General features: G+C 59.0%; 12 protein-coding genes. 7 read left to right on the top strand and 5 right to left on the bottom strand.

The features are described from left to right. Positions 1-21 precede the first annotated feature (21 nt). The 5 genes from AC1UK9_RS23085 to norR form a co-directional block, all read right to left on the bottom strand. A complete protein-coding gene (locus AC1UK9_RS23085; protein WP_482578575.1) occupies positions 22-771 on the bottom strand; it encodes a YkgJ family cysteine cluster protein in 750 nt (249 codons plus the stop codon). A gap of 83 nt (positions 772-854) precedes the next feature. Next, the gene (locus tag AC1UK9_RS23080; protein ID WP_482578574.1) at positions 855-1181 is read right to left on the bottom strand and encodes a hypothetical protein; all 327 of its coding nucleotides are present in this window, start codon (positions 1179-1181) and stop codon (positions 855-857) included. Between the two features lie 147 nt (positions 1182-1328). Further along, complete coding sequence (locus tag AC1UK9_RS23075; RefSeq protein ID WP_482580518.1) at positions 1329-1787, bottom strand: GNAT family N-acetyltransferase; 459 nt, start codon at positions 1785-1787, stop codon at positions 1329-1331. A gap of 27 nt (positions 1788-1814) precedes the next feature. Then, a complete protein-coding gene (locus tag AC1UK9_RS23070) occupies positions 1815-2717 on the bottom strand; it encodes a chemotaxis protein CheV (protein ID WP_025109268.1) in 903 nt (300 codons plus the stop codon). Between the two features lie 172 nt (positions 2718-2889). After that, positions 2890-4446, bottom strand: a complete 1557-nt coding sequence (gene norR / locus AC1UK9_RS23065; protein ID WP_482578573.1) for a nitric oxide reductase transcriptional regulator NorR — start codon at positions 4444-4446, stop codon at positions 2890-2892. Between the two features lie 164 nt (positions 4447-4610). Here norR and hmpA point away from each other — a divergent pair, with 164 nt between their 5' ends. The 7 genes from hmpA to cyoD all read left to right on the top strand — a co-directional run bounded on the left by hmpA (position 4611) and on the right by cyoD (position 11866). Next, positions 4611-5792 carry an NO-inducible flavohemoprotein gene (gene hmpA, locus AC1UK9_RS23060; RefSeq protein ID WP_482578572.1) on the top strand — a complete coding sequence of 394 codons (1182 nt, stop codon included), beginning with the start codon at positions 4611-4613 and terminating at the stop codon, positions 5790-5792. A 218-nt stretch (positions 5793-6010) separates the two neighbouring features. Beyond that, positions 6011-6571 (top strand): ester cyclase, encoded by a 561-nt coding sequence (locus AC1UK9_RS23055; RefSeq protein WP_482578571.1) that lies wholly within the window; start codon positions 6011-6013, stop codon positions 6569-6571. 25 nt (positions 6572-6596) lie between these two features. Continuing rightward, positions 6597-7106 (top strand): disulfide bond formation protein B, encoded by a 510-nt coding sequence (locus tag AC1UK9_RS23050; RefSeq protein ID WP_482578570.1) that lies wholly within the window; start codon positions 6597-6599, stop codon positions 7104-7106. 825 nt (positions 7107-7931) lie between these two features. Next, the gene (cyoA, locus tag AC1UK9_RS23045) at positions 7932-8873 is read left to right on the top strand and encodes a ubiquinol oxidase subunit II (protein ID WP_025109263.1); all 942 of its coding nucleotides are present in this window, start codon (positions 7932-7934) and stop codon (positions 8871-8873) included. A gap of 3 nt (positions 8874-8876) precedes the next feature. Then, on the top strand, positions 8877-10904 hold the full coding sequence (cyoB, locus tag AC1UK9_RS23040) for a cytochrome o ubiquinol oxidase subunit I (protein ID WP_025109262.1): 2028 nt from the start codon (positions 8877-8879) through the stop codon (positions 10902-10904). A 3-nt stretch (positions 10905-10907) separates the two neighbouring features. Next, the gene (gene cyoC, locus AC1UK9_RS23035; protein WP_003227982.1) at positions 10908-11531 is read left to right on the top strand and encodes a cytochrome o ubiquinol oxidase subunit III; all 624 of its coding nucleotides are present in this window, start codon (positions 10908-10910) and stop codon (positions 11529-11531) included. Continuing rightward, positions 11531-11866 carry a cytochrome o ubiquinol oxidase subunit IV gene (gene cyoD, locus AC1UK9_RS23030; protein ID WP_025109261.1) on the top strand — a complete coding sequence of 112 codons (336 nt, stop codon included), beginning with the start codon at positions 11531-11533 and terminating at the stop codon, positions 11864-11866. Before cyoC ends, cyoD begins: the two co-directional genes overlap by 1 nt. The last annotated feature ends 9 nt before the right edge of the window (positions 11867-11875 follow it).

Here is an 11875-nt window from a genome sequence, read left to right as displayed (position 1 = left end):
GCGGCCACTCCAAATTCCGGATCAAGCCGCGCGCAGAGAAATAAACGCATACGTCTGCGCCGGCTCCGTCACCACCTGCGCCCCGGCCGCCACCAACTGCCCGGCGACATCATCACCGGACAAATGAAACAGCCATTCGCTGCACGCTTCACTCAGCGGTTGCGCAGAAACCTGATCGATCACCGCCGCAAACGCGCTCATGTTCGGCAAGTACGCGGTAAACCCATCGCCCTTGAGCGCCGTGGTGCGAATACCCAGCGCGGCGCAGATCGCATCCTTGGTGCGGATGTCATCCCGATCGGCCTGGCGTGAACGCTGGATCAGTTCCAGCAGTTCCTGATCGACCAACTCGCCACCGACAATCAGCAGTGGCCCCTGTTGCCACGACTCCGGTGGGCAATCCTTGGCGGCCGGGTTGAGCGGGATGTGCGGGTTGATCTCTGCGGGGTAAATCCTGCACACCAGCGGCCGGCGTTCGTAGATGCGGCACAGGTTGTCTTCGTCAAGATTCCGGCAGCGACCGACGTTGTAGGCGGCGAAGGTGATGGCCACGTGAGCATCCGTCGAGCCGCTGCGCACCACCACCGAACGTCGTTCGGCGTGTTCACGCTGCTGCGCCGGCAAACCCAGGCCGTTGCCGAGAAAAGCCTCCACCAGCACGATCACCTGCCCGCCATCCGCTGCCCACATGCGGGCTTCGGCGAGGGTCAGAGGCACATGGTGGTCGGTGCAGCATTTGCCGCAACCGACGCAGGAAAACGTCGTATTCATCGAACGATCAATCTTCAATCAAGGTGTGAAACGGCGACGTAAAGCCGCCATGCAGGACCGGATCGAAGCAAGTTATGCGCCATTCACTGCGCCTTGGCGCTTGGGCGGATCGAGTCCCATTCGGTGACGAACGCGGTTTTCGACTTTTTGTTGTACAGGCACAGCTCGGTGCCTTGCTGGCCTTTCATGTGTTTTTGCGGGTATTGGCCTTGCAGCAATACGGCGGTGTAGCCAACGCGGTCATCGAATTGCGCGGGTGTGCCGACGGGTTTGGCGTCTTTGAGGCCGCTGGCCTTGGTGCAACTGGCGAGCACGGTTTTGTCGTAGGCGGCCCAGGCGTCGGGGCTGGAGGCGTGAGCCTGGGAGGCGAGGGCGGTGAGGCAGAGCAGGCTTAGGGTGAGGGCTTTCATGGCGGGGCATCCTTGGGGTTTGGCCAAGGTTGGAGTATGCCTGATGGTTGGAAGTTGCCTGAGCCGGCCTCTTCGCGAGCAAGCCCGCTCCCACAATTTGGAATGCGTTTCCCCTGTGGGAGCGGGCTTGCTCGCGAAGGCGGTAGATCAGATGGGCACCATTTCCCGGCGAACCACATACATCCCGGCACTTTCATACAAACGCTGCGCCCGCAGGTTGTCCTCCAGCACCTTCAGATCGACAAAGCCTTCACGGCGTTGCTGAAACACCTTGAACGCATTGAGCAGCAACGCCCGCCCCAGGCCGCGACCCTGCATGCGCGGATGCACGACCAGATTCTTGATGTACGAACTGGTCCAGCACTGCGCCACGCCGACCACGCCTTCGGCATCGCGGGCGATAAAGCACAGTTCGGGATCGTATTCGGGATCGCTTTCAAACCGTTGTTGCCACTCGTCCAGTGCGGGCACGCGACCGCCGCCTTCGCGGTAGCCGAGTTGCATCAGTAGATGCACGGCCGACGCCAGTTGCGGGCGGTAGGTGCTCAGTTCAACACCATCCGGCCAATGAGTCGGCGGCACGGCTTGGCGCAGGTCGCGCCGCATCAGGAAACAGTAGCTGTTGGTCAAGACTCAGTGACCGTTGGCCGCGACGTGTTTGGCCGCTTCGATCAGACGCTGGGTCAGCTCTGGCGAAGAGAACTTGGTCAGCACCGCATTGGCGCCGGCCAGGCGGGCTTTTTCGCTGTTCATCGCACTGTCGAGCGAGGTGTGCAGCAACACGTAGAGGTGAGCGAAGTCCGGGGTCTCGCGCAGGGTGCGGGTGAAGGCGTAGCCGTCCATCTCGGACATTTCGATGTCGGAGACGATCAGGTTGATCTGCTGCGCGGTGCCTTGCAGATCGAGCAGGCAATCGATGGCTTCCTTGGCACTGCGCGCGGTGTGGCACTGCAGGCCGAGATTGCGCAGGGTGTGCACTGATTGCTGCAACGCCACCTGGCTGTCGTCGACCACCAGAATCCGCGCATTGCCCAGTACTTCGGCGTCTTCCATGCTCAGATCGGTCGGGGCCATTTCGATCTGCGCCGGGGCGATGCTGTGGATGACTTTCTCGATGTCGAGCACTTGCACCAGCGTGCCGTCAACCGAGGTCACGCCGGTGATGTAGGCGCGTGAACCGCCGGAGCCGAACGGCGGTGGTTTGATGTCGGTGGTCAGGCAATGGACGATTTTGCTCACTGCCTGCACGTGCAGACCCTGCTTCGAACGGCTGACGTCGGTGACGATCAGGCAGCCGCCGTTCGGGTCTTCCAGCGGCCGTTCGCCGATGGCGCGACTGAGGTCGATCACCGACAGCGACGCGCCGCGCAGGGTGGCGATGCCTTTGACGTGCGGGTGCGACTCTGGCAGCTTGGTCAGCGGCGGGCAGGGGATGATTTCACTGACTTTCAGCAGGTTGATCGCCATCAGCTTGCCGCTGCGCAAGGTAAACAGCAGAAGCGAAAGTGAATCTGCGCGGGCTTTGGTGGAAGACATATAAACCTTCTGTGGAAAAAGGTGATGGGCGAGGGTGCAAATCGCCAGAAACTATTGATGCCGGGTTATCGGCGTCAAAAGGTTGGGCTTTAGGTCCGTTGTCGGGTGGCGTCAGATCCAAAGCCCCTCATCGGAGCTCCGCCCAGCCCTCTCCTTCCGGGAGAGGGTGCTTTTAGCTTTTTATGCCCAGCCGTTTCGCCATCCGCCCAAGATTCGCCCGATCCAGCCCCAACTCCCGCGCCGCACTTGCCCAGTTATCCTGATGGCGCGCCAGGGCTGCACTGATCAACTGCCGCTGATATTGCTCGGTCGCACTGCGCAGGTCGCCGATCGGCAATGGCGCGGTATTCAAGTCAGTGAAAGGCGCGGGCGAGTTATCCACAACCTCACGTGGCAAATCGAGATCGGCGGCACTCAAACTGAGGATCTTCGGCCGTACCTTGCAGTTGCCCAGCGCCTTCAACGCACTGCGCCCGATCAAATGTTCCAGTTCACGCACGTTGCCCGGCCAAGTGTAGGCGAGCAGCGCCTCCTGAGCGTCGCTGCTCAGGCGCAGGCTGTTGAGGCCCATGCGTGAGCGGTTCTGTTCCAGAAAGAAGCCGCTGAGCAGCAACACGTCGCGCCCGCGATCGCGCAGCGCCGGGACTCGCAGCGGGTACACGCTCAAACGGTGATAGAAGTCGGCGCGGTAGCGGCCGCTGCGCACTTCTTCGGCCAGATCGCGGTTGGTCGCGGCGATCAGACGAACGTCGACCTGATGCTCCTTGTCCGAACCGAGCCGTTGCAACTGGCCACTCTGCAGCACCCGCAGCAACTTGGCTTGCACAGTCAGCGACAGTTCGCCGACTTCATCGAGAAACAGCGTGCCGCCATTGGCCAGTTCGAACTTGCCGCGCCGGTCGCTGGTGGCGCCGGTAAAGGCGCCGCGCACATGGCCGAACAGTTCGCTCTCGACCAAGGTGTCGGGCAGCGCGGCGCAGTTGAGGCTGATGATCGGTTTGTCAGCACGCGGGGAGGCGGCGTGGATCGCCTGCGCCACCAGCTCCTTGCCGACTCCGGTTTCGCCGGTGATCAGCACGGTCAGGTCGCTGCCGCCGACCAGGTTGATTTCTTCCACCAGACGTTTGTGCGCTTTGCTCTGGCCGATCATTTCGCGTTGCTGCTGGCCGCTGGCCTGACGGTAGACCTCGGCGCGCTGATGCTCGTCCTCGGCGCGCAATGCCAGGCGTTCGATGCGCTCGGCAGCGTTGACCGTGGCCGAGGCGAGGCTGGCGAAAGCTTGCAGGGCATCAAGCTCGATCGGCTCGAAACGCTCCGGGTCGAGGGCGTCAAGGGTGATCAGGCCCCAGAGTTTTTCATCGACGAACAGCGGGCAACCGAGGCAGTCGTGCACTTCAAGATGATCGCCCTGGCCGTCAACCAATCCATCGTAAGGGTCAGGCAAGTCACTGTCGGCAGCGAACCGGGTCGGCCCGGCGCCCTCCAGCAGGATCTCGAAACGTGGGTGGTCACTGACCTTGAAGCGCCGGCCGAGGGTGTCGGTGCTCAAGCCGTCCACTGCCAGCGGCACCAGCCATTCGCCGTCCAGACGCAGCAACGCGGCGGCGTCGCACGGCAGCAGGGCGCGCATGGCGTCGAGCAGGCGGCGGTAGCGCTCGCCTTCGGGCAGTTCGCGGGACAGGTCGGCGACCAGCGGCAGTAGAGCGGTCAGCAGGGATTTGGCGGTCATGGTTTTGTAGTCAAAGAGACAAGATGTAGTCGAGATGACTATAAGGCTGCTTGCGTCATTATGACTACATTAATTTCATCTCATTGATTTATAAGGATAAATTACTTGGCACGAAAACTGATAAGCCTAAGGCAACTTTTCAAAGAAGCTCAGGAGTCAACCTTATGCTTAGCGTCCAGGATCGTGCCATCGTCAAATCCACCGTTCCCCTGCTGGAAAGCGGCGGTGAAGCGCTGATCACCCACTTCTATCGCATGATGCTCTCTGAATACCCTGAAGTTCGTCCGCTGTTCAATCAGGCGCACCAGGCCAGTGGCGACCAGCCGCGCGCCCTGGCCAATGGCGTGTTGATGTACGCCCGGCACATTGATCAGCTCGACCAGTTGGGCGATCTGGTGGCGAAGATCATCAACAAGCACGTGGCCCTGCAGATCCTGCCGGAGCATTACCCGATTGTCGGTTCGTGCCTGCTGCGTGCCATCTCCGAAGTGCTCGGCGACGAGATCGCCACACCGCAAGTGATGAGCGCGTGGGGCGCCGCTTACGGGCAACTGGCCGAGATCCTGATCGGCGCTGAAACCGCGATCTATGACCAGAAAGAGCAGGCGGTCGGCGGCTGGCGCGGGGCGCGGGAGTTTATCGTTGCGGACAAGGTCGAAGAGAGCGCCGAGATCATCTCGTTCTACTTCGAGCCGGCGGATAAAGGTCCGATCCTGGCCGCAGAGCCGGGTCAGTACATCGGCATGAAACTGGTCCTCGACGGCGAAGAAGTCCGTCGCAACTACTCGCTGTCGGCGTTGGCCAATAACGGTCAGTACCGCGTCAGCGTCAAACGCGAACCGGGTGGCCGTGCGTCCAACCACTTGCATGATCAACTGCATGTCGGGGCGAGCATTCTGCTGTTCCCGCCATCGGGCGAGTTCACCCTGACCGTCAGCGACAAACCGCTGGTGCTGATCAGCGGTGGTGTTGGCATCACCCCGACCCTGGCGATGCTCGAAGCGGCACTGGAAACCGAGCGCCCGGTGCACTTTATCCACTGCGCGCGTAACGGCAGCGTGCATGCGTTCCGCGACTGGATCGATGGCTTGGCCGAGCGTCATCCGCAACTCAAGCGCTTCTATTGCTACGCCGAAGACGACGGCGTAAGCCCGGCGGCGGACAAGGTCGGGATGTTGAGTCAGGAGTTGCTCGGCGAGTGGTTGCCGGCGCAGCGTGATGTCGACGCTTACTTCTTAGGGCCGAAGGGCTTCATGGGCGCGATCAAGCGCCATTTGAAAGCACTGGGCGTGCCGGAGAAGCAGAGTCGTTATGAGTTCTTTGGGCCGGCTTCTGCCCTGGAATAATCCAGCACCGAGTTGCCTTCATTCGCGAGCAGGCTCGCTCCCGCATTGGATTGGCGTCGAACGCAGATCCTGTGGGAGCGAGCCTGCTCGCGAAGGCCGTTATACGGTGCTGATTCTTAAATTCTGTTTAAAGGTTAATCGTTTCTTAACCGGTTTATCGTTTATTCCCCGATGCTGATGATAGGCGCTCGTTCGTTCAACTGATCAGGATCGCCCCCATGTCGCACATCATCTTCTCTTCTCGTTTGAGCCTGGTAACGCTGGGTCTGTCGGCTGCGTTGCTGGCCAGTCCTGTTGCCTTCGCCGAATCAGCCTTGATCACACCGCAGAGCCTGATCGTCGATCAAAGCCTGCCCAAGGTACAACGTGAAGCCATGGAACTGGCGGCGCGGCGTTATGGCAGTTTCTGGAACAGTGGAGAAGAGGCCTTGGCCACGGCAGCCTTGTCGCCGCAGTTTGTCGACAAGACACCGCCCGAAGGTCGGGTGCAGGGGCCGACCGGGCCGTTGCTGGCGTCGAAGTTCTTTCGCACGGCGGTGCCGGACCTGAGTTGCGAGATCGAGCAAATGATCGTCGCCGGTGATCGCGTGGTGGTGCATCTGCACTTTCGCGGGCACTTCAGCGGTACGTTCAAGGCTCTCAAAGGGCAGGACCAGCGTGTAGACTTCCGGGCAACCGATATTTATCAGATCGACAACGGTCGCATCGCGGCCAATTGGCATATCGAAGACAACATCAGCCTGATGGCGCAACTGCAAGCGCAGCCGCCGGCCAGCTGAACCATGGACATACAAGGGAAACGCGATGAGCGAGGAAACGATTCGACTGGGACGTGAGCGGCGCTTTCTGGTGCTGCTGGGCATCATCTGCCTGGCGTTGATTGGCGGCGCGCTGTACATGCAGATCGTGCTGGGCGAGGCGCCATGCCCGCTGTGCATCCTGCAGCGTTATGCATTGCTGCTGATCGCGCTGTTCGCCTTTATTGGCGCGGCCATGCGCACTCGACGCAGCATCACGGTGTTCGAAGTGCTGGTGGTGATCTGTGCGATCGCCGGCGCCAGTGTCGCCGGGCATCATGTGTACACCCAGTTCTATCCGGCGGTGAGCTGCGGCATCGATGTGTTGCAGCCAATTGTCGACGACCTGCCGCTGGCGAAGATTTTCCCGCTGGGCTTTCAGGTCGACGGTTTCTGCTCGACGCCGTACCCGCCGATTCTCGGTCTGTCGCTGGCGCAATGGGCACTGGTGGCCTTCGTGCTGGTGGTGATCCTGGTGCCGCTATTGACCTCGCGTAACCGAAAAGCACTGCGCTGAATCAACTCTTCGGCTGATTGGCCGATACAGAAAACGCCCCGATTTGCGGATCAGCCGATCGGGGCGTTTTGCATTTCAGAGTGTGTGTGAAATCACCGTGACGAACGGCAACGGAGAGTGCGACAGGTGTGCGACATGTTGTCACACGCGCCCTGTCGCAGGGCATTTCGCCGACACGGATCGCTGCGTTGTTACAAAAAAGGATTGGTCTGTTTTGGCATTTTTCTGGTTTTGCACGCGTGTGCCAGATCAGGCAGTTTTAACAAGCTCTGGCAGATGGCCAGAGGCCTTGGAATATCGGGGTTTGCGCCGATTCGGCGCTGGGAAAAATCGCTCAGAGCTGTCTGAACTGAGGTGGATAGACCTACATTTTTTGGTGTTTTTGTTGAGAATTGATTTCGATAACATGCGGAACTTTTGCAAAAACGGTGATGGATTGTTGCTCTGGGCGATAAAAATTATTTCGGGATAAGACATGGTGTATAGGGCGCTACCTATCTACAATCGCCCGCACTGAATTCCCGGCACTGTTCAGCCTTTATTAAGGAGGCGAGCAGGAAGTCGGGTGTCGAGTGAGTCGAAAGGCTCTCAAGACACCCAGGTGTCGGTGCCTTCCAACTTTCCGCACCAAATGGAATTGGTCTGTAACAAGGCCTTTGACCACGAATTCGAATAAGAACTGACCGCTGTCCCAGGTTTTGTCGAGCGTCTGACGCGCGACGGGCGGCCCTTATTCAATCCAAAGAAAATGCCAACCCTTGGCAGGGTGAAGTGTTGGCGATCAAAACCCAACTGCATTGCGCAAGCTGCTTTAGAGGTCGTGAGATGAGTAAAAACAGGTACCCCAGATTACTAGGCCTAGTGCCGCTGCTCGGCACGTTGTTGCTGGGAGGCTGCAACATGACCCTGCTCAATCCAACGGGCCAGGTCGGCCTGGAACAGCGCAACCTGATCATCACCGCCACGCTGCTGATGCTGTTGGTCGTTGTGCCGGTTATCGTCATGACCTTCCTGTTCGCCTGGAAGTACCGCGCGTCCAACAAGGATGCCGTCTACACCCCGAAATGGTCGCACTCGACCAAAATCGAAGTGGCAGTCTGGACCATCCCGGTTCTGATCATCATTGCCCTGGGTTACATCACCTACATTTCGACCCACAAGCTGGACCCGTATCGTCCGATCGAGTCTGACGTCAAGCCGGTGACCATCGAAGTGGTCGCGCTGGACTGGAAGTGGCTGTTCATCTACCCGGAACAAGGCATTGCCACGGTCAACAAGATCGTGTTCCCGGCGCACACGCCAATCAACTTCAAGATCACCTCCGACGCCGTGATGAACTCGTTCTTCATCCCGGGCCTGGGCGGCCAGATCTACGCGATGGCGGGCATGCAGACCAAACTGCACCTGATCGCTGACCGCAACGCTGAAATGGACGGTATCTCCGCCAACTACAGCGGTGCCGGTTTCACCGGTATGAAATTCAAAGCGATCGCAACTTCCCAGGAAGATTTCGACGCCTGGGTAAGTGAAGTCAAGAAGTCACCTAAACAGCTTGATCAAGCTGAATACGCAGCCCTTGCCAAGCCGAGCCAGAACAACCCAGTCGAGCTCTACTCCTCGGTCACGCCGAACCAGTTCCAGATCATCGTCGACAAGTACGAAGGTATGAAGCCGGGCAAGCCGCTGAAGCACGAGAAGAAAGAGAAAGAAGTGGCGGCCACGGAAGTGGACTCGAGTTCGCATTCAGCTGCCGGTGCAGAGGAGTAAACGATGTTTGGTAAATTAAGTTGGGAAGCGATCCCGTTCCACGAACCGATTGTGATGATTACCATCTCCATGATCGCGCTCGGTGGTCTGGCGTTGTTCGCTGCAATCACCTACTTCAAGAAGTGGACCTATTTGTGGACCGAGTGGCTGACGTCGGTCGACCACAAGAAAATCGGCGTGATGTACATCATCGTCGCCATGGTCATGCTGCTGCGCGGTTTTGCCGACGCCATCATGATGCGTACCCAGTTGGCCATGGCCACCGAAGGTTCGCCTGGCTACCTGCCACCTGAACACTATGACCAGATCTTCACCGCTCACGGTGTGATCATGATCATCTTCATGGCGATGCCATTCTTCACCGGCCTGATGAACCTTGCAGTGCCGCTGCAGATCGGCGCGCGTGACGTTGCGTTCCCGTTCCTGAACTCCCTGAGCTTCTGGCTGCTGGTATCCGGCGTTGTGCTGATCAACCTGTCCCTGGGCGTCGGCGAATTCGCCAAGACAGGTTGGGTTGCCTATCCGCCGCTGTCGGGTCTGCAATACAGTCCTGGCGTGGGTATGGACTACTATATCTGGGCGCTACAGCTATCCGGGTTAGGTACGACGCTGACGGGGGTTAACTTCCTCGCGACCGTGCTGAAAATGCGTACCCCTGGCATGAAACTGATGGACATGCCGATCTTCACCTGGACCTGCACCTGGGCAAACGTTCTGATCGTGGCTTCGTTCCCGATCCTGACCGCTACCCTGGCACTGCTGACCCTTGACCGTTACATGGATTTCCACATTTTCACCAATGAACTTGGTGGCAATCCAATGATGTACGTCAACCTGTTCTGGGCGTGGGGCCACCCTGAGGTTTACATCCTGATCCTGCCGGCATTCGGCATCTTCTCGGAAGTGATCTCGGCGTTCACCGGCAAGAAACTGTTCGGCCATCACTCGATGATCTACGCCTCGGGCGCGATCTCGGTACTGGGCTTCATGGTTTGGCTGCACCACTTCTTCACCATGGGTTCGGGTGCCAGCGTCAACGCCTTCTTCGGTCTGGCGACGATGCTGATTTCCATCCCGACGGGTGTGAAGCTATTCAACTGGCTGTTCACCATCTACCAAGGCCGTCTGCGCTTCACCAGCCAGGTTCTGTGGACCCTGGGCTTCATGGTGACCTTCGCCATCGGCGGCATGACCGGCGTACTGCTGGCCATCCCGGGTGCTGACTTCGTTCTGCACAACAGCCTGTTCGTGATCGCGCACTTCCACAACGTGATCATCGGCGGCGCAGTATTCGGCTACATCGCAGGTTTCGGCTTCTACTTCCCGAAAGCGTTCGGCTTCAAGCTGCACGAAGGCTGGGGTAAAGCAGCGTTCTGGTTCTGGATCTCGGGCTTCTTCGTTGCGTTCATGCCGCTCTATGCACTGGGCTTCATGGGCATGACCCGTCGTCTGAACGCCACCACCAACCCTGAGTGGGTACCGTACCTGTACGTTGCCATGTTCGGTGCGGTGATGATCGCTGCCGGTATCGCCTGCCAACTGATCCAGCTGTACGTCAGTGTGCGTGACCGCAAGAAGCCAGAGAACGTTTGCGATCACGGTGACCCGTGGAATGCGCACACTCTGGAATGGTCGACCTCGTCGCCACCTCCGTTCTACAACTTCGCTGTGCTGCCTAAGGCTGACTGCATCGACCCGTTCACCGAAGCCAAGGAAAACGGTACTGCGTACCAGACTCCGGCCAAGTACGAGCCGATCCACATGCCGAACAACACCGCTACCGGTGTGGTCATGGGCGCACTGCTGACCGTCTTCGGTTTCGCGATGATCTGGCACATCTGGTGGTTGGCGATCGCCAGCCTGGCCGGCACTGTCATCTACTTCGTGATCCACGCCGCACGTGACGACCAGGGCTATATGGTTCCGGTTGAAACGATCGAGCGCATCGAAGCCGAGCAGCACAAGCGTCTGGTCGCGGCAGGGAAAATCCCGGCTGATGCCACCCGTGTAACCTCGTTGGAACAGGCTTAAACCATGTCGAACTTAGTGACCAATGTTGGACACGCCCATGGTGACCATGGGCACGATGACCATCACCACGACTCGGGCGAGATGACCGTATACGGTTTCTGGCTCTACCTGATGACCGACTGCATTCTGTTTGCGTCGATCTTCGCGGTGTACGCAGTACTGGTAAACAACGTTGCCGGTGGCCCATCGGGCCACGACATCTTCGAACTGCCATACGTGCTGGGCGAAACCGCTCTGCTGTTGTTCAGCTCGATCACCTACGGCTTCGCCATGCTGGCGTTGTACAAAGGTAAAAAGCAGCAGGTCCTGGGCTGGTTGTTCATGACCTTCCTGCTCGGCGCAGGCTTCATCGCTATGGAGATCAACGAGTTCCACCTGCTGATCTCCGAGGGCTTCGGTCCTAGCCGTTCGGGCTTCCTGTCGGCGTTCTTCACCCTGGTCGGTACCCACGGTCTGCACGTGTCCGCAGGTCTGATCTGGATGGGCATCATGATGTACCAGGTCAACAAGCACGGCCTGACGGCGACCAACAAGACCCGTCTGAGCTGCCTGAGCCTGTTCTGGCACTTCCTGGACGTGGTGTGGATCTGCGTATTCACCGTTGTTTACCTGATGGGGACTCTGTAATGGCTAATGCACACTCCCATGACAGCCATGATGCTGGCCACGGCAGCGTAAAGTCGTACGCCATTGGCTTCATCCTGTCGGTGATCCTGACCGTCATCCCGTTCGGCCTGGTGATGTTCCCGACCTTGCCGAAGTCGACCACGCTGGCAATCGTCCTGCTGTTCGCGGTAATCCAGGTGATCGTTCACCTGTACTACTTCCTGCACCTGGACCGCTCCGTGGCGCAGCGTAACAACGTGATCGCGTTTGTCTTTACGGCCATCGTGATCCTGCTGCTGGTTGGCCTGTCGCTGTGGATCATGTTCAGCATCCACACGTACATGATGGCGAAGTGAGGTAGACCC

Source organism: Pseudomonas sp. AK-TSAG1-1, from assembly GCF_056821665.1.
This window is presented reverse-complemented; position numbering and strand designations above follow the sequence as displayed.